Origin of the sequence: Mycobacterium colombiense (assembly GCF_003284975.1) — a bacterium.
Taxonomy (GTDB): Bacteria; Actinomycetota; Actinomycetes; order Mycobacteriales; family Mycobacteriaceae; genus Mycobacterium; species Mycobacterium europaeum_A.
This window is the reverse complement of sequence record NZ_QMEU01000024.1, coordinates 1-21,593: the sequence shown is the minus strand read 5'-3', so window position 1 is coordinate 21,593 and position 21,593 is coordinate 1. Positions and strand designations below refer to the sequence as shown.

The 21,593-nt window shown below is 68.1% G+C and carries 23 protein-coding genes; 11 read left to right on the top strand and 12 right to left on the bottom strand.

Annotated features, from left to right (window positions below):
• Window positions 1-5 precede the first annotated feature (5 nt).
• Window positions 6-1,238 carry an osmoprotectant NAGGN system M42 family peptidase gene (locus tag DQP58_RS10950; protein ID WP_112708416.1) on the bottom strand — a complete coding sequence of 411 codons (1,233 nt, stop codon included), beginning with the start codon at window positions 1,236-1,238 and terminating at the stop codon, window positions 6-8.
• Between the two features lie 117 nt (window positions 1,239-1,355).
• Window positions 1,356-2,237, bottom strand: coding sequence for an HpcH/HpaI aldolase/citrate lyase family protein (locus tag DQP58_RS10945; protein WP_112708415.1), 882 nt, complete (start codon window positions 2,235-2,237; stop codon window positions 1,356-1,358).
• Window positions 2,238-2,420: 183 nt separating this feature from the next.
• On the opposite strand from DQP58_RS10945, the gene DQP58_RS10940 reads away from it, so the two are divergent.
• Entirely contained in the window at window positions 2,421-3,344 is a 924-nt protein-coding gene (locus DQP58_RS10940; RefSeq protein WP_112708414.1) for a class I SAM-dependent methyltransferase, read from the top strand.
• Between the two features lie 31 nt (window positions 3,345-3,375).
• Here DQP58_RS10940 and zwf read toward each other — a convergent pair whose 3' ends face one another.
• Window positions 3,376-4,875, bottom strand: a complete 1,500-nt coding sequence (zwf, locus tag DQP58_RS10935) for a glucose-6-phosphate dehydrogenase (RefSeq protein ID WP_112708413.1) — start codon at window positions 4,873-4,875, stop codon at window positions 3,376-3,378.
• Window positions 4,876-5,011: 136 nt separating this feature from the next.
• Between zwf and DQP58_RS26775 the strand changes: the two genes are divergently transcribed.
• Window positions 5,012-5,194: a hypothetical protein gene (locus tag DQP58_RS26775; protein WP_197497982.1), complete on the top strand. Its 183-nt coding sequence runs from the start codon at window positions 5,012-5,014 to the stop codon at window positions 5,192-5,194.
• Between the two features lie 31 nt (window positions 5,195-5,225).
• Here the strand turns inward: DQP58_RS26775 and DQP58_RS10930 are convergent, their stop codons facing one another.
• From DQP58_RS10930 to hrpA, 3 genes are all read right to left on the bottom strand, one after another.
• A complete protein-coding gene (locus tag DQP58_RS10930; RefSeq protein ID WP_112708412.1) occupies window positions 5,226-6,203 on the bottom strand; it encodes a hypothetical protein in 978 nt (325 codons plus the stop codon).
• Between the two features lie 94 nt (window positions 6,204-6,297).
• On the bottom strand, window positions 6,298-7,773 hold the full coding sequence (locus tag DQP58_RS10925; RefSeq protein ID WP_112708411.1) for an FAD-dependent monooxygenase: 1,476 nt from the start codon (window positions 7,771-7,773) through the stop codon (window positions 6,298-6,300).
• A gap of 154 nt (window positions 7,774-7,927) precedes the next feature.
• A complete protein-coding gene (gene hrpA / locus DQP58_RS10920) occupies window positions 7,928-11,887 on the bottom strand; it encodes an ATP-dependent RNA helicase HrpA (RefSeq protein ID WP_112708410.1) in 3,960 nt (1,319 codons plus the stop codon).
• A gap of 138 nt (window positions 11,888-12,025) precedes the next feature.
• On the opposite strand from hrpA, the gene DQP58_RS10915 reads away from it, so the two are divergent.
• Entirely contained in the window at window positions 12,026-13,048 is a 1,023-nt protein-coding gene (locus tag DQP58_RS10915) for a YihY/virulence factor BrkB family protein (protein ID WP_112708409.1), read from the top strand.
• Between the two features lie 59 nt (window positions 13,049-13,107).
• On the top strand, window positions 13,108-13,881 hold the full coding sequence (locus DQP58_RS10910) for an enoyl-CoA hydratase/isomerase family protein (RefSeq protein ID WP_112708408.1): 774 nt from the start codon (window positions 13,108-13,110) through the stop codon (window positions 13,879-13,881).
• A gap of 3 nt (window positions 13,882-13,884) precedes the next feature.
• Here the strand turns inward: DQP58_RS10910 and DQP58_RS10905 are convergent, their stop codons facing one another.
• Complete coding sequence (locus DQP58_RS10905) at window positions 13,885-14,997, bottom strand: spore photoproduct lyase family protein (protein ID WP_112708407.1); 1,113 nt, start codon at window positions 14,995-14,997, stop codon at window positions 13,885-13,887.
• Here DQP58_RS10905 and DQP58_RS10900 point away from each other — a divergent pair.
• Both DQP58_RS10900 and DQP58_RS10895 read left to right on the top strand, forming a co-directional pair.
• A complete protein-coding gene (locus tag DQP58_RS10900) occupies window positions 14,996-15,424 on the top strand; it encodes a DUF3253 domain-containing protein (RefSeq protein WP_346427271.1) in 429 nt (142 codons plus the stop codon). The two genes, DQP58_RS10905 and DQP58_RS10900, sit on opposite strands and share 2 nt — an antisense overlap.
• 98 nt (window positions 15,425-15,522) lie before the next feature.
• On the top strand, window positions 15,523-16,185 hold the full coding sequence (locus DQP58_RS10895) for a cutinase family protein (protein ID WP_165827839.1): 663 nt from the start codon (window positions 15,523-15,525) through the stop codon (window positions 16,183-16,185).
• A gap of 5 nt (window positions 16,186-16,190) precedes the next feature.
• Here the strand turns inward: DQP58_RS10895 and DQP58_RS10890 are convergent, their stop codons facing one another.
• Both DQP58_RS10890 and DQP58_RS10885 read right to left on the bottom strand, forming a co-directional pair.
• Window positions 16,191-16,865, bottom strand: a complete 675-nt coding sequence (locus DQP58_RS10890) for an IF2 family translation initiation factor (RefSeq protein WP_112708406.1) — start codon at window positions 16,863-16,865, stop codon at window positions 16,191-16,193.
• A 26-nt stretch (window positions 16,866-16,891) separates the two neighbouring features.
• The gene (locus DQP58_RS10885; protein WP_112708405.1) at window positions 16,892-17,449 is read right to left on the bottom strand and encodes a CsbD family protein; all 558 of its coding nucleotides are present in this window, start codon (window positions 17,447-17,449) and stop codon (window positions 16,892-16,894) included.
• Between the two features lie 217 nt (window positions 17,450-17,666).
• Here DQP58_RS10885 and DQP58_RS10880 point away from each other — a divergent pair, with 217 nt between their 5' ends.
• The 5 genes from DQP58_RS10880 to DQP58_RS10860 all read left to right on the top strand — a co-directional run bounded on the left by DQP58_RS10880 (window position 17,667) and on the right by DQP58_RS10860 (window position 19,620).
• On the top strand, window positions 17,667-18,245 hold the full coding sequence (locus tag DQP58_RS10880) for a thioredoxin family protein (protein WP_112708404.1): 579 nt from the start codon (window positions 17,667-17,669) through the stop codon (window positions 18,243-18,245).
• A 215-nt stretch (window positions 18,246-18,460) separates the two neighbouring features.
• Window positions 18,461-18,715, top strand: a complete 255-nt coding sequence (locus tag DQP58_RS10875; protein ID WP_112708403.1) for a hypothetical protein — start codon at window positions 18,461-18,463, stop codon at window positions 18,713-18,715.
• Between the two features lie 50 nt (window positions 18,716-18,765).
• On the top strand, window positions 18,766-19,092 hold the full coding sequence (locus DQP58_RS10870; protein WP_112708402.1) for a hypothetical protein: 327 nt from the start codon (window positions 18,766-18,768) through the stop codon (window positions 19,090-19,092).
• A gap of 64 nt (window positions 19,093-19,156) precedes the next feature.
• Window positions 19,157-19,372 (top strand): DUF3072 domain-containing protein, encoded by a 216-nt coding sequence (locus tag DQP58_RS10865; protein ID WP_112708401.1) that lies wholly within the window; start codon window positions 19,157-19,159, stop codon window positions 19,370-19,372.
• A complete protein-coding gene (locus DQP58_RS10860; RefSeq protein ID WP_112708400.1) occupies window positions 19,369-19,620 on the top strand; it encodes a hypothetical protein in 252 nt (83 codons plus the stop codon). Before DQP58_RS10865 ends, DQP58_RS10860 begins: the two co-directional genes overlap by 4 nt.
• Window positions 19,621-19,652: 32 nt before the next feature.
• Here the strand turns inward: DQP58_RS10860 and DQP58_RS10855 are convergent, their stop codons facing one another.
• The 3 genes from DQP58_RS10855 to DQP58_RS10845 form a co-directional block, all read right to left on the bottom strand.
• Window positions 19,653-20,498: an MOSC domain-containing protein gene (locus tag DQP58_RS10855; RefSeq protein WP_112708399.1), complete on the bottom strand. Its 846-nt coding sequence runs from the start codon at window positions 20,496-20,498 to the stop codon at window positions 19,653-19,655.
• Window positions 20,499-20,558: 60 nt separating this feature from the next.
• Window positions 20,559-21,128, bottom strand: a complete 570-nt coding sequence (locus DQP58_RS10850) for a C39 family peptidase (RefSeq protein ID WP_240629730.1) — start codon at window positions 21,126-21,128, stop codon at window positions 20,559-20,561.
• 293 nt (window positions 21,129-21,421) lie between these two features.
• Window positions 21,422-21,593 (bottom strand): SHOCT domain-containing protein (locus DQP58_RS10845; RefSeq protein ID WP_133259356.1); only part of this gene is annotated, 172 nt, incomplete at its 5' end.

Below are 21,593 nucleotides of genomic sequence, written 5' to 3'. Positions count from 1 at the left end.
CGGCTTCACGCCTGCGGCCCCTCCGGCGGCCACACGGTCCCCGGCGACGCCTCGCCGGGGCTTTCGAAATCGCCGCGAGACAGCGGCACCCACCGCTCGCTCGGTGCGGGCTGCTCCGACGACGGGAAGTCGCGCAGACGGCCGCTCGGCTTGGCGTCCCACTTGGCGAATGTCAGCGGCGTCTGCAGCCAGGCGTGCAGCAGGTTGTAGGCAGCCTCGAGCGAATCGATGTGGGTGCGCTCCCAGCCATGGCTGCCGTCGAGGCCGAAGCCGACCAGCGCGGCGCGGGTGTTGGCCCCCGCCTCGATAGCCGCCGCGGCATCGGACCGGTAGTAGCGAAAAACATCGCGGGCGAACGGAATTCCCTGCTCGTGGGCGAGGCGGCAGAGTTTGCGGGTCAGGTGATAGTCGAACGGGCCGTGCATGTCGGCCATCGGGATCGTCACGCCGTCCTCGAGGGAATGCTGGCCGGGCGCGCACACCGCGTTGTCCACCGAGACCAGCTCGGCGACGTCGGCGGGCAGGCCGTGACTGGCCCCGTGGCCGACCTCCTCGGTGATGGTGACCATGATCGTGGTGCGGTGCGGCAGCACCACCTTGTTCTCGGAGAAGTTCTTGGTCAGCGCGAGCGCTATCGCGACGCCCGCCTTGCCGTCCAGATGGCGCGAGACGATGAAGCCGTCGGCGGTGAGCTCGGGGCTGGTGATCAACGCCACGAAATCACCGACCTGCAGGCCGAGCCGAACCAGGTCCTCGCGCGAGGACACCTTGCGGTCGATGCGGACCTCGACGTGCTCCCAGTTGGTGGGTTGGGTGTCGATCTCATCGCCGAACGCATGCCCGCTGGCCTTCAGTGGCATGACCGTGCCGGTGATGAACTCATCGGGGTCGTCGATGAAGATGCGCACCCGGGCGCCCGCGGCGAACCGCGCCGAGAAGGTGCCGACCGGAACGATTTCGAGGCGACCGTTGTCCTTGAGATTGCGGACCATGCAGCCGATGGTGTCGGAGTGAACCACCAGGGCCCGGTCGATGGTCGAGGACTCACCCGGTAGTTCGGCGGTCAGCGCGCCGCGCCGGGTCAGCGTGAACGGCACCCCGAAGTGGTCGAAGATGTCGCCGATCACCTGCATCACCGCGTCCGTGCGTCCCGACGGGCTCGGGGTCTGCAGCAGCGCCAGCAGGGTGTCGATCATCCAGGTGCGGTCGGCCTCGGCCATGGCCGCGATCTGGCCCACGTTATCTCCTCTCGAGTCGCCTCCGAACGCGTTCAACCTACCGTGTGAGCGGCACCGACCGCCCGTTGCGGGCTGCCGCCGTCCAGCGGCTGCGAGCGCCCGATATGTCCGCCGCCCCTAGGAAGCGGATTCCATCTCGGCGATCAGATCCGCCAGGGTGAGGATGCGCTGGGCGTCACGCACGTGCAGGCTCTCGATCATGCGGCCGTCGACGGTGATGACACTGGTGCCGGCGGCCTGCGCCTGCTCGTATGCCGAGACGATCTTGCGGGCGTCCTCCACCTCTTTGTGCGATGGACCGAACAGCTCGTTGGCGGGGGCGATCTGCGACGGGTGGATCAGGGTCTTGCCGTCGAACCCCATCTCGCGGCCTTGCCGAGCCTCGGCGCGAAACGCGCCCTCGTCGGTGATGTCGTTGAACACGCCGTCCAAGATGACTTTCCCGGCCGCCCGCGCTCCCAGCAACGCCAAGCCGAGGGCGGGCACCGCCGGCGCGCGCCCGGGGACGTGCAGGCCGTGCAGCTCGTTGACCAGGTCGTTGGTGCCGACCACCAAACCGGCCAGGCGATCGCTGGCCGAGGCGACCTCCTCGGCCCGCAGAAAGGCCCGCGGCGTTTCGATCATCACCCACAGCTGCAACGACTTCGGTGCTCCCAATGCGTCCAGCGCGTCGGCCAGCGATCGAACCTGTTGACCCGTCTCGACTTTCGGCACCAGCACGCCGTCGGCGCTCGATCCGGCCACCGCCGCCAGGTCGTCGTCGTGCCAGTCGGTGTCCAAGCCGTTGATACGCACCACGACCTCGCGGGGCCGGTAGCTCTCCGACGAGATCGCGTCGCACACCGTCGTCCTCGAATCGGCTTTCGCGTCGGGACCCACGGCATCCTCGAGGTCGAAGATCAGCACGTCGGCCGGCAGCGTCTTGCCCTTCTCCAGCGCGCGTGGCTTGTTGCCGGGCAGGTACAGGGCGGATCGGCGCGGGCGCAGGGTCGGTGCCATGAAAGCGATTCACTTCCTGTCGTCGTTGCAGCGCGAGAGTCACGAGCGTGCGCGACGGGTGTTGCGTGCGCGCGGCCTAGGCAGAAAGTACCCTTCGGTACCGGTGGAGCAGTCGCCGGTGCTGAGCGGTCCGGCAGGCGAATTGGCCGACGCGGCGAGTGGATCGGCGGAAGGGGAAAACGAATGGCATCATCAGGCTCGGCGCGAAGCGAGGGCGACAGCTGGGACCTGGCATCCAGCGTGGGCGCGACCGCGACGATGGTGGCGGCCTCCCGGGCGCTGGCGTCCCGCGAGCCGGACCCGTTGCTGGACGACCGATTCGCCGAGCCATTAGTGCGGGCGGTCGGGCACCCCTTCTTCACCCGCATGCTGGACAACGACATCCCGCTCGAGACTGACGACATGCCGATGACGCTGCAGCAGCGGCGCGAGCAGATGACGGTGCGGACCCGGTTTTTCGACGACTTCTTCGGCGCCGCCACCGCCGCGGGCATCCGGCAGGCCGTCATCTTGGCCGCCGGGCTCGACTCGCGTGCCTATCGGTTGGCGTGGCCCTCGGGCACCGTGGTTTTCGAGGTCGACCAGCCTGAGGTGATCGCCTTCAAGACGGACACGCTCGCCCGGATCGGTGCCGAACCGACCGCCGAGCGCCGCACCGTCGGAATCGACCTTCGCGACGACTGGCCAGCGGCGCTGCGCGACAGCGGGTTTGACGCCGGCTCGTCCACCGCCTGGATCGCCGAGGGCTTGCTGCCCTACCTACCGCCCGACGCCCAGGACCGGCTGCTGGACAACATCACCGCGCTCAGCGCGCCGGGCAGCCGGCTGGCCACCGAGAACATCACCGACATGAGCGTGTTCACCGACGAACGCGCTCGGGCGATGCGCAACACCTGGCGCCAGCACGGGCTCGACATCGACGTGGCCGAGCTCGTCTGGCTCGGCGAGCGCCGCCCGGCCGCCGAGCACCTCGCCGACACCGGCTGGAGCGTCACCCGCCGCCCGACCGAACAGGTCTATGCCCATTACGGATTCGTGCTGCCCGACAACGAAATCCTCAAGGAATTCCGTCACTCGATCAGCTACCTCAGTGCCGAATTGGGTTGACTCCCAACGATTCAGTGGTATTCCGCGTCCGCTAGGACTTGGCTTCGCGCCACCCCCGCTCGAACGGCAGCCGCCACGCGTTGGGCGCGATGAGTTGGTGAATGGCGTTGGGGCCCCACGTGCCCGGCTGATATAGCTTGGCGGGGGGCGGATCGGAGAGCAGATCTTCGGAACGCTCCCACAATGATTCGATGCCGTCGGCGGTATTGAACAGCGTGTGGTCGCCCCGCATCGCATCCAGGATCAGCCGTTCGTAGGCCTCGAGCACGTCCACGACGGTGTCGATCTCCTGCGAGGAAAACTGCATGGACAGCTTGTCCAGCTTCATGCCCGGGCCGGGCCGCTTGCCGTAGAACGACAACGAAACCTTCGAGTTGTCGGCAAGGTCGAACGTGAGGTGATCGGGGCCTTGCGTGCCCACGCCGGATCCGGGCGGAAACATGGTCCGCGGCGCCTCTTTGAACGCGATCGAGATGATGCGGATGCCCTCCGCCATCTTCTTGCCGGTGCGCAGGTAGATGGGCACCCCGGCCCATCGCCAGTTGTCGATGCCGACCTTGAGGGCGATGAAGGTCTCGGTGTCGGAATCGTTTGCCACCCCGTCCTCGTCGCGGTATCCGTCGTACTGACCGCGAACGACGTTGGACGGCTTGACCGGCAGCATCGACCGAAAGACCTTGTTCTTTTCCTCGCTGATGGCAAACGGCTCGAGCGCGGTCGGCGGCTCCATCACCACGAACGCCATCACCTGGAACAGATGGGTCACCACCATGTCCTTGTAGGCCCCGGTCTCTTCGTAGAAGCTCGCCCGCTGATCCAGGCCCTTGTCTTCGGGGATGTCGATCTGAATGTGGTCGATGAAGTTGCGGTTCCAGATCGGCTCGAACAGGCCATTGGCGAAGCGGAACGCCAATATGTTCTGCGCGGCTTCCTTGCCCAGGAAGTGGTCGATGCGGAAAATCTGGGATTCCTCGAAGGTTTCGTGCACGAAGTCGTTCAGCGCCACCGCGCTGGCCAGATCGGTGCCGAACGGTTTCTCCATCACCACCCGCGAACGTTCCACCAGCTTGGCGTCGCGCAACATGGTGATCACGTCGCGCGCCGCCTTGGGCGGCACCGACAAATAGTGCAGTCGCCACACGTTGGACCCGAGGTTGTCCTCGGCCTGCGCCACCGCCTCGGCCAGCGCTTCGGGTCCGGCACCCTGCGGGACGTAGCTGATGATCTTGGCGAAGTTCGACCACTGTTCGGGCGTGAGCTTGTGCGTTCCGAAGGAATCGATCGCCTCCTTCGCGAGGTCGCGGAATTCGTCCTGACTCAGGTCTTCCAGCGACGTGGCGACGATCTGGATATCTGGTGCCAATTCGGACTGGTCCAGGTACGCCAGGCCGGGGAGCAACTTACGTTTCGCTAGATCGCCCGTCGCACCGAAAAGGACGATGACGTGCGGATCGAGCGGGTCCGAATGGTGGCGACGCGGGCGGGCGTCGGCAGCTGGGTAAGCGATGGTCTGAGGTTTCTCGGTAGCCACTCTTGCGATACTTCCACCGTCGCGGCGCTGTGTCTCGTCCGTCTCGCGGCCGCCGATTTTGGTTAGCGATCGCCCGATCGGGTATGGAATAGCGGCGGGTTCCCGGCGCCGGGGCCCGTCCCCCACCCACGCTCATTTGGAAAGCGATATGACCAAACCCGACAAAGACCCGCTGAGCCGCGCGCAGGAGCTGGAAAACATCGTCGACCAGCTCGAGGAGAAGGTTACCGAGGAGAGCGAAGCCGAAGGCGTTCCCGGCAACCGCAGCGACCGGGAGCAAGCGGCCGTCCGAGGTGCCACCAACGAGCCGCCGGACTGATCGGCCGCCGGCCCGGCTCAGCCGAGCACGCTCATTCGCCCGGAAGGTCGATGGCGTGCGCCTTCAGCGTCGCCAGCAGCTCGGGCGCGGGCCATTCGTTGGCCCGGTAGCGGACCGGACTGATTCCTGCAACGGGCAGGATGCCCACCACGTCGACAACCGTGGCGAATGGCACGGTGAACTTGTCGGACACGTTCGACGGATCGCCGACCAGAAAAGTCACGTAGTCGGTCTGCGGCAGCTCCCACGGGATGCCCTGACCCCACGCCGCGGTGCTGCGCCGGCCCCAGGCCGTCTCAATCATCTGTGCGTCGCCGACGTATTGCGGGAACAATTCGCGCTCATAGTGCTCCCGCAGGAATTCGGTCTGATGGCGGTATTCCTTTGTGGCCAAAAGGGTTCGGGCCCGCAGCGCCAGCTCGCGCAGCGGGTGCGGGCCGGCCTGATCAAACGGCGCGATGATGGTGCCCTCGATGGTGTAGCCCTGCGGCGAGATCGGCTGCTCGGCATCGAGGTACATCTGCTCGGCGACCTCGAAGAGGTCCCCGGCGTCGTCGGGCGCGTCGGTGCCCAGCAGCAAGACACCGTCGCCCGGGAAAAACACCAGCGGACGGGGGCCGCCGGCCACCGCTAGCGATCCCAGCCACCCGGTGGCCAGGATCATCGAATCGATATAGGTGCCGCCGTCGGCGTCCTTCAACAGGAACTTCTCACCCGGCGCGAAGGTCTGCTGCTGCGCCGACAGGTTCTCCCGGGCGACCGCGAAGGCCTGATCGCCGGTGATGCCCCAGGCGCCCGTTTCCGCCGGGGTCACCATGGCTCGCACGGTCGGCAGGTCGACCACGACCATCTCGTTGATGAAGGGAAACACCGGGCGCACCCACGGCTGGGCACCGGCGTTGACCAGGTGATTGACGTAGCTCTGCGGGCGCAGCACCGGCCTGAGCAAGGGTTGGGCCTCGGCCCAATCCTGCGGCGCCGTCGGCGGTTGCTCGGTTGCCATGTCCACGGTGAGTGCTTTCCTGCTCTTGAACAGCGAACACGCACGTTACACCCTGCGCGGGCCGACACAAGTCACCTTTTTGGCGCGGGCGCGGTCGGCCTCAGGTCGCGACGGGCGGCCCGAACCAGGTGCCGAGGGCACGGTGCAGCGCCGCGTCGGTGCGGGCGCCGACCCAGGCGACGTGCCCGTCCGGTCGGATCAGCACCGCGGGTGGTGCGCTGACCGCCCCTAGCGCCGGAAGTTCGCACAAACCAACATGTTTGGCGTCGACCAGGCGCACCCGGTCCGCCCAGGACATGATGTCGACGGCGCCGGCGTCGCCGAAATTGACCAGCACCGGACGGGCGTCTCGCAGCAGGTCGAACACGCGTGACGAACCGTCGGCGGTGAGCAGATCCAGGTCGGGCATGCGGCGCCCCACCAGCGGGTGCGCCTCCCCGAGGTCGTAGCGGATGTCCAGGCCCGACATCATCGCCGCGAACCGCGCGCGGGGTTCGTCCATGTCGAGCAGCTCGGTCACGGTGTCACGCAGCGCCTGGGTGCGGTCGTCGGGGCGAAGGAGCGCCATCTGCGCCAACGCGTTGCGCAGCACACGCTGGGCGACCGGATGCCGTTCGGCGTGATAGGTGTCCAGCAGACTGTCGGGTGATGTTTTGGTGACCACCTGGCCCAGCTTCCAGCCCAGGTTCACCGCATCCTGCACGCCTGTATTCAGGCCTTGCCCGCCCACCGGGTGATGGATATGCGCGGCGTCGCCGGCGAGCAGAACCCGTCCGCGCCGATAGTCCGCGGCTTGTCGCGCCGCGTCGGTGAACCGGGAAATCCAAGCGGGACTGTGGATCTTGTAGTCGGTCCCGTATACGGCGACGAGCGCCTCACTCAGCTCGCGCAGCGTGGGTTCGGACGGCGGCCCGAGGCGCCGCTCGGTGACCATGATTCGAACCGGTCCCCCCTCCTCGGCAACCGAGAGGGCATGGACGCCGAGCGCGTCGTGGCGGATGCCCCACTGTGGGGATTGCCCGGTCGCCGAATCCATTTCGGCTTCGGCGAGCAAATAGCTCGTGGTCGCCTCCCAGCCTGGAAACTCGATGCCGGCCGCCTTGCGGACGATGCTGCGTCCGCCGTCGCACCCCACGACATACTGCGCCCGCAGCATCCGGTGACCGGACAGTCCGACGTCGGCGCCGTCGTCGTCCTGCGCGACGGTCGCCACCTCTTCGCCCCGATAGATCGGCACGCCCAGCTCGTCGACCCAGTCCGCCAAGATGTGTTCGATCTCGTTCTGCCACAGCGCGAGTCCGTAGGGATGCCGGGTGGGAAAGTCACTGATGTCCAATCGGATCTGGGAGAAGCCGGCGACTTGAGCCACCTGACCCCGGGACAGAAACCGATCGGCGATGCCGCGCTGATCGAGAACCTCGATGGTGCGGGCATGCAGCCCGCCGGCCCGCGTCCCGACTAGGTCCTGGCTGGTGCGCCGCTCGATTATGGCGGCGTCGATTCCCGCCAAACCCAGTTCGCCCGCCAGCATCAGCCCCGTCGGGCCGCCCCCGACAATGAGCACCGCGTGCTCCATGTCGCCGTGCGAGTTCCCCGCAGACCCCCAAACGCCCACTTCGCTACCCCGATTCGATTGAATTCTGGTTGAGGACAGCGATTTTGCATCAGCACCCGGGCCTTGCGGCAAGCCCCCGGTTGCGCTATAGGTTGGAAGTGGCGGGGAACATCGATCACCAGCGGTCGCGCAGGGCGTCGATCGCGCGGTAGATCCGCTGCTCGCTGACCGGGCGGGGCGTGCCGAGTTGCTGGGCCCACAGGCTCACCCGGAATTCCTCGATCTGACGCCCGACATCCCGGACGTCGGCGGCCGCCTTGGCCGCCTGCGGCAGCTCGCGCACCAACTCGGCGTAGGCATCCTGCACCGCGTGCACCCGTTGCATGCGCTCCCGATCGGCCTGGACCGCACGGGCCAGGCCTTCGAGGCGGCGGCGGATCGCGAGCAGGTAGCGGGCGAGATCGACGAGGTGCGCGGCCCCAGTCGCGGTGACGAAACCGGCCGGCAACAGCCGATCCAGCTGCGCGCGGACGTCGGCGATAGCATCGGCCTGCGCGGCCGGCGGATTCGCGGGCACCAGGAGCTGCACTTCCTGGGCGGCGGTCAGCACCTTCTCGACCCGGCCCACGATGTCGACGGTGGTGGGCGACAAGGATTTTGCCGCCCGCTGCTGCAGCGCGGCGAACTCCGCGCGCGTCCACACCGGCGCCGACACGAGCGCGTCGGCCGCGGCGTCGGCGCAGTCGTCCAGCAGCGCGGACAGGTCACCGTCCGGATTGCTGCCGAGAACCAACCGGGTGCGCGGATCAAGTTGACGCACAATGGCTTTGGTCGGCGACGCGACGCTGAGGCGAATCAACCGCCGGATCCCGGGTCGCATCGCCTGCTCCTGCTCGAACGACGTGGCGTACACGCGCAGGTCCACGCCGCCGCCCGCGTCGACGAATGCGGGAAAGCCCCGCACGGTGCGCCCGCCGACCGTGCGCGCCATGACCCGCGGCAGTTCGTCGAGGGCCTCGGGCCAGCCGCGCAACCCGGTTCGCTCCAGATCACCGGCGACCGCATGGGCGACGGCCTGCTGGGCCGGCGTCGTGAGGCGTTCCTGCAGCACCCGCAGATCCTTGCCGCGCGCCACCTCGGCGCCGTCAGCGGACTCGACCGCGAACGTCACCTGCAGATGCGACGGCAGCTTGTCCAGGTCGAAGGCGTCGACGGGCACCAATACCCCGGTGCGACGGCGTAACTCGCGTTGCAGCGCCGGCAACAGCGGCTCACCGCCCGGGTCGATCGCCGCCAGCACCGCGCGCGCGGTGTCGGGGGCGGGAACGAAGTTGCGGCGCAAGTCTTTCGGCAGTGAGCGGATGAGCGCGGTCACCAGCTCCTCACGCAGCGCCGGCACCTGCCAGGCGAACTCGTCGCCGCCCAGGCGGGCCAGCACGTCGATCGGCACGTGCACGGTGACGCCGTCGTCAGCGGCGCCGGGCTCGAAGCGGTAGGTCAGGGGCAGCGCGGCATCGCCCGTCCGCCACGTGTTCGGCCGATCCGCGTCGGCCGTCTCCTTCGTGCGCAGCAGGTCGGCGCGGGTGAAGGTGAGCAGGTCCGGCGTCTGGTGGCGCTGCTTTTTCCACCAGGCGTCGAAGTGCCGCGCCGAGACGACATCGGCGGGGATGCGGGCGTCGTAGAGCGCATAAATCTCGTCGTCGCCGACCAGGAGGTCGCGTCGCCGGGCGCGCTCTTCCAGCTCCTCGAGCTCCGCGCGCAGCCGTGCGTTGTCGCGAAAGAAGTGGTGACGGGTCTGCCAGTCGCCTTCGACCAGCGCGTGGCGGATGAACAGTTCCCGCGCCAACACCGGCTCGACGCGTGCGTATCCGACCCGGCGGCCCGCGACGAGCGGCAGCCCGTACAGCGTCACCCGTTCGTAGGCCATCACCTCGCCGCGCTTGGCGTCCCAATGGGGTTCGCTGTAGGTGCGCTGCACCAGGTCACCGGCGGCCCGCTCCACGAGCTCGGGCTGGATGCGGGCGGCGGTGCGCCCGTAGAGCCGGCTGGTCTCGACCAGCTCCGCCACGACGACCCAGCGCGGGGGCCGCTTGGTGAGCGCCGAGCCGGGCGCCAGCACGAAATGCGAGTTGCGCGCGCCCAGATACTCGCGGGTGTCTTCGCGGCGCATACCCACATGCGACAGCAGCCCGGCGAGCAGCGCCGCGTGCACCCGGGCCGGATCGGCCGGCTCGTCGGACGCGGCGTCCTGCACGATTCCCAGGTCGCGAGCGATGCTGCGCAGCTGCCCGACCAGGTCCTGCCACTCGCGGATGCGCAGATAGTGCAGAAAGTCCGAACGGCACATCCGCCGAAACGCATTGCCGGACAACAATTTCCGTTGCTCTCGCAAATAGAGCCACAGGTTGAGATAGGACATGAAGTCGGAGTGCTCGTCGGCGAAACGGGCATGCTTTTGGCGGGCCGCCTCCTCGCGGTCGCTGGGCCGCTCCCGGGGGTCGGGAATCGTCAACGCAGCGGCCAGCACCAGCATTTCGCGCACACATCCCTCGGCCTGTGCCTGCAGGATCATCCGGCCCAGCCGCGGGTCGACGGGCAACCGCGCGAGGCGGCGGCCGAGGTCGGTGATCGCGCCGTGCTGGTCGAACGCGCCCAGCTCGGCCAGCAACTGCACACCGTCGCGCACGCTGCGGCGGTCTGGCGGGTCGAGGAAGGGAAACTCGTCGATGTCGCCGAGCGCCAGCGCCGCCATCTGCAACAGCACGGCCGCCAGGTTGGTCCGCAGTATCTCGGGATCGGTGTAGCGCGGCCGGGTCGCGAAGTCCTGTTCGGAGTACAGCCGGATGCACACGCCGGGCGCCACCCGGCCGCACCGGCCGGCCCGCTGCGCGGCGGACGCCTGCGAGACGGGCTCGATCGGCAGCCGCTGCACCTTCAGGCGCCGGCTGTAACGGGAGATGCGGGCGTTGCCCGGGTCGATCACGTAGCGGATCCCGGGCACGGTCAACGACGTCTCGGCGACGTTGGTCGCCAGCACGACGCGGCGCCCGGTATGGGGGGCGAACACCTTCTGCTGCTCGGCGGTGGGCAGCCGGGCGTACAACGGAAGCACCTCGGTGTGTTTGAGGGCGCCGCTTAAAGCCTCTGCGGTGTCTCGGATTTCGCGCTCACCCGACAGAAAGACCAGGATGTCCCCCGGCGGCTCGGTCTCGAGCTCGGCGATGGCGTCGACGATCGCCTCGACCTCGTCGCGGGTCTCGGTGCGCACGATCTCGTGGTCGGGGTCGTCGGGATCGTCCTGCGTGTCGACCGGCACGGCAACCTCGCGCGGCCGGTAGCGGATCTGCACCGGATAGGTGCGTCCCGACACTTCGATGATGGGCGCGTTGGCGCTGAATCCGTGCTCGGCTCCGCCGCTGGGCCCATGTTCGGTTCCACCGAAGTGGGCGGCGAAGCGCTGCGGCTCGATGGTCGCCGAGGTGATGATCACCTTCAGGTCGGGCCGGCGCGGCAGCAACTCGCGCAGGTAACCGAGCAGGAAATCGATGTTGAGGCTGCGCTCGTGGGCCTCGTCGAGGATCAGGGTGTCATAGCGCAGCAGGCGGCGGTCGCGCTGGATCTCGGCGAGCAGGATGCCGTCGGTCATCAGCTTGATCAGCGTGCGGTCGCTGACCTGGTCGGTGAACCGCACCGTGTAGCCGACGACGTCGCCGAGCGGACTGCCCAGCTCGTCGGCGATGCGCTGCGCGACGGTGCGGGCGGCCAGCCGGCGCGGCTGGGTGTGTCCGATGGTTCCGCGGACACCGCGGCCGGCCTCGAGGCAGATCTTGGGCAGCTGGGTGGTCTTCCCCGATCCGGTCTCCCCCGCGATCACCACCACCTGATTCGCCCGGATCGCGTCGGCGATCTCCTGCCGCCGCTCGCTGACCGGCAGGTCGGGGTAGGCGATCGGGGGCACCGCGGCCTGGCGCGCGGCGACGACCGCCTGCGCGGCCGCGATCTGGTCGGCCAGCCTGCGCAGCTTCTCGGGCGGGGCCCCGCGGAAATTCTTCAGGCGCCGGCCGAAGCGGGCCGCGTCGTGCAGCGTCACACCGTCAAGCTGGGTGCGCAACTGCGCTACAGACGGTTCGGCCACTGCTGCCACGATAGGCGCCCCACCGGCCGCAACCCCAATGCACTGAGGTGACCGGCGAGGTTGACGGCAGCTGAATCCGGGTATCAGGTGGCGAGTGCATCGACTTTGGATGCCGGCTTGCGGGGGAAGTGATCGGCGATGGTCGGTTGGCTGGACAGGCTGCAGCGACGGAATCGAGTCGTCGGCGTGATCGTCGGTGTCGTCTACAAGTACAACGACGATCAGGGCGGTTACCTCGCCGCCCTGATCACCTATTACGGGCTGGTGTCGCTGTTTCCGCTGCTGCTGCTGCTGACCACCGGCCTCGGGGTGGTGCTGGCCGGCAGACCCGATCTGCAGGCGCAGGTGCTGCACAGCACCCTGAGCCAGTTCCCGGTACTCGGCGACCAGCTGCACCACCCCCAGGGGCTCAGCGGCGGAGCGGTGGGCGTGGCCGTCGGCTTGCTCGGCGCGCTCTACGGCGGCCTGGGCGTGGGACAGGCGCTGCAAAACGCGATGGACACGGTGTGGGCGGTACCGAAGCACAAGCGCCCCAACCCGATTCGGTCCCGGCTGCGTAGCCTGCTGTTGCTGTTGGTGCTCGGCTCGGCCGCCATCGCGGCCACGGTGTTGGCCGCGGCGGGCCACGCCACCAGCGCGCTCGGCGTCTTCAGCAAGTTCGGCCTCGCACTGGCCGCAGTGGCGATCAACACGATGATCTGCCTGGTGGCCTTTCGCGTGACGACCGCACGCGCACTGACCTACCGGCAGGTGTGGCCCGGAGCGGTTGCCGCGGCGTTCATTTGGCAGATGCTGCAGTGGTTCGGCGCCGGCTACGTGGCGCACACCGTGAAAAGGGCCAGCGCCACCAATAGCGTGTTCGCACTGGTGTTGGGGGCGTTGGCGTTTCTGTTCCTCGCCTCGGTGGCGCTGGTGATGTGCGCCGAGATCAACGTCGTCCTGGTGGAGCGCCTGTACCCGCGCGCCCTGCTCGGCGCATTCACCGACGACGCGGACCTGACGATGGCGGATCGGCGGACCTACACCAAGAAGGTCAAAGCCGAACGGGTCAAAGCCTTCGAGCGGGTGCATGTGCATTTCGACGACATCAAGCGGTTGCCCGCGAAAACCGTTGGGCGCCTTGGCGCGTTCCATGACTTTCGCCGCCCGCGCACGCCATGACGTGGGCTGGTTTCCCGGCGTGTGGCGAGGGCGTCGGCGTGGCGCAATAGTCTGCAGTGATGAGTCTGGTCACCTATGAGCTGCACGACCACGTTGCCACCATCACCCTGAACCGCCCGGAGGCCCGCAACGCCATCAACGGCGCGCTCCGCCAGGACCTCAACGCCGCCTGGGATCGCTTCCGCGACGACCTGGACGCCTGGGTCGGCATCCTGACGGCCAACGGCGGCGTCTTCTGTGCCGGCGGCGACCTCAAGGACGGGGAAGGCTCGGTCGGGACCTTCGGTGGCACCTTCTGGGAGAAGCCGACCATCAACTCCTTCGAATCCGGCATGGAACTGTTCAAGCCGACCATCGCCGCCGTGCACGGTCCCTGCATCGGCTACGGGGTGACGGGGGTGTTGTTCTGCGACTTCGTCATCGCCAGCACCGAGGCCACGTTCTGTTTCCCCGAGGTGTCGATCGGGGTGCCCACCATCGTCGGGGCCATCCGACTCCCGCAACGGGTGGGCTGGGCCAACGCGATGGAGTTGCTGTTGACCGGAAAACCCATGAGCGCCGAGCGGGCCAAGGAGATCGGTCTGGTCTGGAAGCTGGTCGAGCCCGACCAGCTGCAGGCCGAAGCCCAGGCGTGGGCCCGCACGCTCACCGAGGCCGCACCGCTGGCCCAGCGGGCGACCAAGGAAGTGGCGTGGCGGACCGCGGACATGGGCTGGATCGAATCGGTGCGCTTCGGCGAGACCATGCGCAAGGTGGCCGGTGCGACCGAAGACGTCGCCGAGGGATTGCGGGCCTGGGCCGAGAAGCGCAAACCGCAGTGGCGTGGGCGTTGACGCTCAGAAGGCGTACCGCACTCGGCACGCGGGCAGCGTGACCGCGAGCAGGTCGGTCAGGTCCTCTACCCAGCGTCCCTTCCACGGGCTCTTGTAGCGAACGTTGCACTGCCCGCTCTGGCTGCGCTTGAGCTGCTGCAGGTCCGGCCGCCACAGCAGCTCCTCCCCCTTGGGGTGCCAGCCGAGGTTGACGTCGTGTAGCCCCTGGTTGTGCGTCAGGAAGATGACCTCGGCCGCCAGCTGGCGCTTGGTGCGCTCGCTGGTGTTGTCGGCCACCTGGGCCAACAGCTCGGACCAGTCGTCCAGCCAGCCGTCGTAGACGATGACCGGGCTGAGATTCAGATGCACCTCATAGCCCGCTTCGACGAAGTCGTCGATGGCCGCGATACGGTCGGCGATCTTCGAGGTGCGAATGTCGACCAGGAGCGATGCCTGCGCCGGCATCAGGCTGAACCGCACGCGGGTGCCGCCCTTGGGGTCAAGGTTCAGCAGGTCGCGGTTGACGAGCTTGGTCGCGAAGCTGGCCTTGGCGTTGGGAATGCGGGCGAACAGCTCGATCAGGTCGGCCACGTTGTCGGACACCATCGCATCGACCGAGCAGTCGCTGTTCTCCCCGATGTCGTAGACCCAGTCGACGGGATCGCATTGATTGGGCTCGGGTTTGACGCCCTGACGGGCGGCGTGGCGTTCGAGGTAACCGGTGATTTTCTCGATGTTCGCGAACACGGTGATCGGGTTGGCGTAGCCCTTGCGGCGCGGAACGTAGCAATACGAGCACGCCATCGCGCACCCATTGGCCGTCGAGGGCGCGATCCAATCGCTGGACCGCTCGTTGCGGCGCGCCGACAGGCTCTTTTTCTCCCCCAGGACCAGCACTTCGCGTTTGATCCGGACCCAGTCCTCGACGTTGCCCTCGTTGCCATACAGGCCCGGTATCGCCTGGTGCGAGGCGACCTGGATGCGCGCGGCGTCGGGAAATCGGCCCAGCACCTGACGCGCGCGGGGAAACCGGTCGATGTCGGGCTCGTGGTAGATCCGCTTGATTTCGAGCAGGCGGTCCGCGAGGTCGGCCGGCGCCCGGTGCGCATTCGTGTCTTCTGCGAGCGTGGGCGGCATGTTTATCCAACGCGTGCGCGCCGGGCGCGGTTCCACCGCGCGGTGGCGCACGGGCGGCGCCGTGGCCTTGACTGGTGGGATGGATCAGCGATTGCGTGACGAACTGGTTCGGGTGCTCAGCGGTGGCGGCCGCGGCGCCGACCATGCCGAGATCGCCCTCGGCGACGGACCGATCGGGCTGCGGTTGGAGGCGTCGATCCGCGCGTTGGCCGATCATCGCGGGCCGCGCAGCAGCATCTGCCCGTCGGACGCCGCCCGCGCGGTGGGCGGCGACGACTGGCGCGAGTTGATGGACGACGCCCGCCTGGCCGCCCGCCGGCTCGCCAGATCAGGTGACGTGGAGATCACCCAGCGCGGCAACGCCGTCGACCCCGACGGTGACTGGGCCGGACCGATCCGCATCCGCACCACCGGGACTAGCGATTAGCGTTGGGGCGCAACGCCTTTCGCCTTCCCACCCGCATGCGGCCGGCCCAGCGCCAACCGCCGGAACCGCCGCGACCGCCGATATGACAGGATTTCGGCATGAGTGCACGCGGACTTGCTCGCTTGGTTGGTATCCCGGTTCTGATGGTGTGGGCGCTGCTGAGTGCACCCATCGGTGGCCCCACAGCCGCCGCCGATCCCTGCTCGGACGTCTCGGTGGTGTTCGCCCGTGGCACCCATCAGGAGCCCGGCCTCGGCAACATCGGGCAGGCCTTCGTCGACTCGCTCACCTCGCAACTCGGCGGTAAGTCCGTCGACGTCTACGCGGTCAACTACCCGGCCAACGACGACTATCACAACAGCGCCAACGCGGGCGCCACCGACGCGAGCACACACATCCAGGACGTCATCGCCGGCTGCCCGAACTCGCGGATCGTGCTGGGCGGCTATTCCCAGGGCTCGACGGTGATCGACCTGGCCACCAACGCCCTACCGCCCTCGGCGGCGAACCACGTCGCCGCCGTCGCCCTCTTCGGCGAGCCCACCAGCCAGTTCTCCACGATGCTGTGGGGCGGTCAGCCGCTACCGACGATCAACCCGGCCTATAGCGGCAAGGTGACCAGCTTGTGCGCGCCGGACGACCCGATCTGCTCCGGCGGCGGCAACATCATGGCCCACGTCTCCTACATCGACGCCGGGATGACGGCGCAAGCCGCCACGTTTGCGGCCGACAGGATCAACCAGGGTTCGCCGCAAACCTGAGGCGCCTAGTCCTTCGCCCGCTCCTCTTGCCGTTGCCGCTTCTCTGCGGCCGCCAACTCGGCCACCCGATCCGCCTCGGCGCGCGTGGCGGCCGCCTCGCCGAGCTTGTCCTCGGCTTCATCGACCTTGGCCGCCGAGGCTTTGGCCGCGGCCTTCTCGGCGGCCTGAGTCCGACTTTCCACCTGGCGCTTGGCTGACTCCACCCCCTGCTTGCGCTTGGCGGCCGCCTCGTCCGCGCGCTGCTTGGCCGCCGCGCTCTGCCGCTGCGCCGACTGCGCCGCCTCACGCTTGCGCTGCTCGGCGTTGACGCGCGCCTCTTTGACCGCCTGCTTGGTGGCCTCCTGCGCCTCCTCGCGTTCGCGGATCGCCTCGTCGCGGGCGCCCTTGAGCTTCGCGTCGGCCTGTTGCTTCCGGGCCGCCGCCCTGGCGTCCAATTGAGCCGCACGGCCGAGCGCGTCGCTGCGATCGACCAGGGCGGTCCCCCGTTCGACGATCGCCGGATCACCGAGCGCGTTGCCCACCGTGGTGTCGAGCATGCCCAGCGAGCGCTCATAGAGCAGTCGCGCGGGAGCTTCCGTCGGGATGCGGTTGACCACCCGATCCTCGATCAACTGCAACGGGAACCGGGCGAGCTGGTAGTGAAACCGCAGAAGCGCCAACGGGACTTCGGAAATTTTCATCAACTTCTCCTGGGTAAGGCCCGCCGTCAGGGCAGGTCGGCTTCGTCGGTCACGTTCTGGGCATGGCGTCGCAGACGGTCGGCTTCCGACTCGTCGTTGCGGGCCACCTGAACCGAGGTCTGATGTTCGGCGACGGCGTCGACGATGTCCTCGGACGCTTCGCGGATCTCCGCGCGCTCTTCGGCCTTGGCTTGCTGGATCTCGCGCTGCGCGTCCACCTCGGCCTGGGTCTTCGCAGACGTCGCCTGTGCAAGCGCCGCGCGGTCGGCCGCGCGCTTCTGCGCGGCCTCCTGGGCCTCGATCGAATTCTCCGCGGCCACGGCCTGGGCGTTGGCCGCCAGGCGTTGCTGGGCGCCTTCGACCCTGGCTTCGGCCGCGTCCTCCTGCGCCAGCTTGACCTGGGCTTCTGCCACGGCCTCCGCCGCGTTCGCTTCCTTGCGCTCATGCGCCTGGGTCTGCTCGAGTTGCCCCTCGGCGGTCAGGGATTCGTTGCCCGTAACAGCGCCGACGACCTCTTTTGCCTTGCCTTTGGCCGAGTCGATCAGGCCCCTGCGCGCTTCGTCGGCCTTGTTGTGCTCACTCATCGAAATACTCCTTGAGGGTTGGCCAAGAACGTTCGTTCGTGCCACGGTGTGTGGTTCCACGGACTGGGCCGCTCAAACATCGGCGTGTCCGGGGTCACGGGCGGTCAATCGGCACGAGCACCGTATCGGTGATGAAATCCCAAGCGCCATTGGATGTTTCGCTCGGGCCACCCGGTGTCGTGCGTGATACCAACGAAATGGCGATACCCTGGCCGGCATGGCCATCGAGTCCACCATGCTCGCCCTGGGCACTGTCGCGCCGGACTTCACGCTGCCCGAGCCGGCCACCGGCCGCACGCTGGGCCGCGCCGACCTGAGGGGGCCGGCCCTGGTCGTCACCTTCATCTGCAACCACTGCCCGTACGTCAAGCACGTCGCCGACGGGCTCGCCGCGCTGGGGCGCGACCTCGCCGAGCAAGGCGTTGCAATGGTCGGCATCTCGAGCAATGACGTGGCCACCTACCCGCAGGACGGTCCCGATCAGATGGTCGCGGAGGCCCGCGACCACGGCTGGACGTTCCCCTACTTGTACGACGAAACCCAAGACGTCGCCCGCGCCTTCTCGGCCGCGTGCACGCCCGACACGTTCGTATTCGACGGCGACCGCCGGTTGGTCTACCGCGGCCAACTCGACGATTCGCGACCCGGCAACGGCCGGCCGGTCACCGCCGCGGACGTCCGCGCCGCGGTCGACGCGGTGCTGGCCGGGCGACCGGTGAACCCAGATCAGCGCCCGTCCATCGGCTGCGGCATCAAATGGCGCCCAGGCGCGGTTAACGGCGGCGATCGCGGGTAGCCGGGCTGTCCACTACCTTCAGAGGGAGTGCGTTAGGCGAGGAGCCGTCATCTACGGCGAAGGTGACGTCCGATTCGAGGACCTGCCCGAACCCGAGATCGTCGCCCATGGACGAGCGCCGCGCCAGCAAGGCCTTCTTGCAGCCCTAGGTGAGCTCGCTCACTGACGTGGCCGGCCCGGGCAGCGGCCGCGCCTCTTCGGCTAACGTCGACGCTATGTCCAAAGTCTCCGGCAACGACCTGATCGACGACGTCAGCCCTGGCGACATCATCGCCGTGGACCGCGGTTCGGGTGAACAGCCCTACAAGGTCGTCTTCAAGGATCCCAGCGACGCCGGGTATCTCATCACGTTCGAGACCGACGGCGGCGAAACCTTTCAGCTCGACCTGCCCGCCGGCACCAGGGTGACGAGATCGCTGGAGGCGAAGTGGGAGTCCGCGCAGAGCCCCACCCCGAACACGGAGATTTAAGACGCCCTACGACGAACTCGCCCGAAACCGTTGACGGGCAAGGTTTTTCGATGATCGACGCGTACCCGGCGCGGGCCGCCGCGGTGAACAACGTGATTGACCTGCCGTCCCGGCAGGCCAGGGCGCAAACGGTGACCACCGCATGCCCGGTCGAGAGGATCGAACAATTCGGGCGCGACCCCGACCAGTCATCCGTAGTGCTCGGTGACATTGCGGAGATCGACGTCGGCGCACGGGACCACTATCGCTGGAAGATGTCGGCAGAACCGGGGGTGGAGCGGGAATCCACGCCCGTGGGCGCCGTCGGCCTATTCGTCCTGGCGTTCATCGCGGTGGCGGTGCTGCTGGTGATGAAGATGACCGGGGCGGCGGGTTAGCATGCCGAAACCTTTCGCGTCGGCTCCTGATTACATCGGCCCGGTAGCGGGCATAGCCAAATGCATGGCCGACGATGCCGCGCAGGCGCCACAGGAGAATCCGGAAAAGGACCAGTCGCAGTGGGTGACCGGCGACGAGCCCATGACCGGCCCGCAGCGCAGCTACTTGAACACGCTGGCGCAAGAAGCGGGCGAACAAATCCCCGACAACCTCACCAAGGCCCAGGCCTCCACCCTGATCGATGAGCTACAACAACGAACCGGGCGGGGCGGCTCATGACCATCGGCGCCGACCACGTCCGGCGATTGCTGGCGAGCCAGGACGCGGACACAGCGCTGGTGGTAGTCGAGGGGCGCGCCGCGGTCGTCGCGCCGGCCGATCTGAACTCCGACGAGTACCGAGGCGCCCTGCGGGTTGCGACGCGCGAGGAACTGGTGCAGCGCGTCGGACACGCGGAGCTGTCCGGCCGCGAATTGGCCGAGCAGGCCGAAGAACTCGACACGGCGGTGCGCAATCTCGGTGGCTGACGCCACGGCGCGGTGGCGCCAATACGGCCGGTCTATGGCGCGGCAGTGACGGCGTCACCGACCCGGATGACGCCGTTGGTCACCACGGAAAGGTAGACGCCCGCGCAGGGCTGTTTGCCGTGTCCGCCGGTGTCCAAACGGTTTTCGGCCGCGGGGATCCGAAGCGCCTGCGGAGCCCGGGGTAACGGGCCGTGCTCGAGGGTGGGCACCACGCAGCGTGACGTGGCCGTGAGGACGCGCAGCCGCGCCTCCCCAATGGCGATTTCGCCGCCGACCCAATCGTTTTCGGCGTATGGCGGATGGTCCGGCGGCGTCGAGATCACCACATTCGGGCGGTAGCGCAGCGCCTCCACACCGATGTGTTCGACGGTGGCCGTCGTGATCGCGTGCAGCGGCGCCTCGTCGGTGAACGACTCGCCCGGGGTGGTAGCGGCGATCCGCAGAATGCGGCCGCCGACCTCGGCGTCCAGACCGAGTTCGAGCAGTTGCTCCGGATCGGGGCGCACCAGTGTCGCGCCGTCGGGGCGCTGGGCGATCAGCCGCACCCGCCGTCCCGTCAAGCGGGAGATCAGCTCGTCGACGCCGGGATCGTCGGCGGCCACGTCGGTCCCGTCGGGCAGCCTGATGCGCACCCCCCGGGCGTCCGCGTGCGCGGTGCACGTCAGCAGGTCGCGCCACAGCCGGGGATTCTTGGCGCTGGCCACGTGCCCCGTTTCGCCGTCGAGCAGTGCCAATCGCCGGTCGCCGTCGGCGCCACGCTCGTCGACCGGCAGGCAATCGAGGGTCTCGCCAAGCATCGACTTCACCGGATACCGAAGCAACGCCTGCACCCGCATCGGCACCGCGCCAGAAGCGTTGGGGGCGGACGACTTCTCCATGAGGCACCTCGCTCGGTAGTACTGCACACTGTGCCCGAAACCGCCTGGCGTTACCAGTGATCAGCCGCGGGCCGCCGTGACGACGATCGACTGATCACTGGTCTGCCAGGCGGCCATGAACGCGGTGACGCTGACCTGTTCATCGGCGTGGTCGATTCCGGGGTCGTTGAGATGAACGATATCTCTGCCCGTGTCGATGCCCGTGACGACCAGGAAATGGTCGGCCTTGGTGCGCTGGTCGTCGGCGCTCAGGATCACCGAGGAGTTGACGAACGCGATGATCTTGCGGTCGTGCGCCAGGTATTGCTCGAGGAGAGGCAGGCCGTTGCGATCCCGGTCGGACTCCGCGGTCATCTCCGCTTTGATACCGAAGTGGTCGAGCAGGATGACCAGGTCTGACATCGAGACGCCGCTGTCCGGCCCGGAGTGGCTCGGGTCGTTGCGCGGTGCATAGATGGGCCCCGGATTGGCCCCCGACGGTGTCGACTCCGCCAGGTCCAGCATCTGCCGTTCGGTCGGTGCGTTGCCGGTGAGTTCACCCACCACGTCGGCGACCGAGACGAGGCCGCAGTTGTCCTCGAGCGACTGCGCCACCCAGTACTTCGCCGCGGCGGCGGGGTCGCCGTACACGCCGGGTGCCGTCGTTGGCGCGGGCCCGGCCGAACGTACGGGAGGTGTACTACTCTGTGCCGCAACGACTTTCGTTACTGAGGTGGTAGCGGCCGTGGTCGCCGGCGGGGCCGAGCCGCACGCTGCCAGCGGCGCTCCGGTCGGGGCGATGAATGCGCACGCCACCGCCACTCGGGCGAGCCGGAAGGTGAACATGAGCTAGGAGGAATCCCGTCGACGGTCGGGTGGCCAGCAAACGGTAACACCCGTACCGCGCCGCCATGGCCGAATGACCGGTGATCCGTTGTGCCTGATCAGCTCGGCAGCAGACGCTTTTTCTGCTCTTCGAATTCCTGCTGCGTCAAAATCCCCGCATCGCGCAGCGATGCGAGTTCGCGCAACTCGGCCGCGATGCTGGTGATGGGCCCCCCGGCCACAACTTGCGGCGCGGCCGGCTCGTTCGCCTTGTCCTTTTTCGGCTCGCGC

Excerpts from the sequence above, each read along its gene's own strand:
- DQP58_RS10945 (WP_112708415.1), bottom strand. The coding sequence starts at position 2,237 with ATGGCACCGACCCTGCGCCCGCGCCGATCCGCCCTGTACCTGCCCGGC.
- DQP58_RS10880 (WP_112708404.1), top strand. The coding sequence starts at position 17,667 with ATGGCCATCGAGTCCACCATGCTCGCCCTGGGCACTGTCGCGCCGGAC.
- DQP58_RS10895 (WP_165827839.1), top strand. The coding sequence starts at position 15,523 with ATGAGTGCACGCGGACTTGCTCGCTTGGTTGGTATCCCGGTTCTGATG.
- DQP58_RS10860 (WP_112708400.1), top strand. The coding sequence starts at position 19,369 with ATGACCATCGGCGCCGACCACGTCCGGCGATTGCTGGCGAGCCAGGAC.
- DQP58_RS10900 (WP_346427271.1), top strand. The coding sequence starts at position 14,996 with ATGTTTATCCAACGCGTGCGCGCCGGGCGCGGTTCCACCGCGCGGTGG.
- DQP58_RS10865 (WP_112708401.1), top strand. The coding sequence starts at position 19,157 with ATGGCCGACGATGCCGCGCAGGCGCCACAGGAGAATCCGGAAAAGGAC.
- DQP58_RS10925 (WP_112708411.1), bottom strand. The coding sequence starts at position 7,773 with ATGGAGCACGCGGTGCTCATTGTCGGGGGCGGCCCGACGGGGCTGATG.
- DQP58_RS10890 (WP_112708406.1), bottom strand. The coding sequence starts at position 16,865 with ATGAAAATTTCCGAAGTCCCGTTGGCGCTTCTGCGGTTTCACTACCAG.
- DQP58_RS10885 (WP_112708405.1), bottom strand. The coding sequence starts at position 17,449 with ATGAGTGAGCACAACAAGGCCGACGAAGCGCGCAGGGGCCTGATCGAC.
- DQP58_RS10940 (WP_112708414.1), top strand. The coding sequence starts at position 2,421 with ATGGCATCATCAGGCTCGGCGCGAAGCGAGGGCGACAGCTGGGACCTG.
- DQP58_RS10875 (WP_112708403.1), top strand. The coding sequence starts at position 18,461 with ATGTCCAAAGTCTCCGGCAACGACCTGATCGACGACGTCAGCCCTGGC.
- DQP58_RS10915 (WP_112708409.1), top strand. The coding sequence starts at position 12,026 with ATGGTCGGTTGGCTGGACAGGCTGCAGCGACGGAATCGAGTCGTCGGC.
- DQP58_RS10905 (WP_112708407.1), bottom strand. The coding sequence starts at position 14,997 with ATGCCGCCCACGCTCGCAGAAGACACGAATGCGCACCGGGCGCCGGCC.
- DQP58_RS10910 (WP_112708408.1), top strand. The coding sequence starts at position 13,108 with ATGAGTCTGGTCACCTATGAGCTGCACGACCACGTTGCCACCATCACC.
- DQP58_RS10870 (WP_112708402.1), top strand. The coding sequence starts at position 18,766 with ATGATCGACGCGTACCCGGCGCGGGCCGCCGCGGTGAACAACGTGATT.
- DQP58_RS10855 (WP_112708399.1), bottom strand. The coding sequence starts at position 20,498 with ATGGAGAAGTCGTCCGCCCCCAACGCTTCTGGCGCGGTGCCGATGCGG.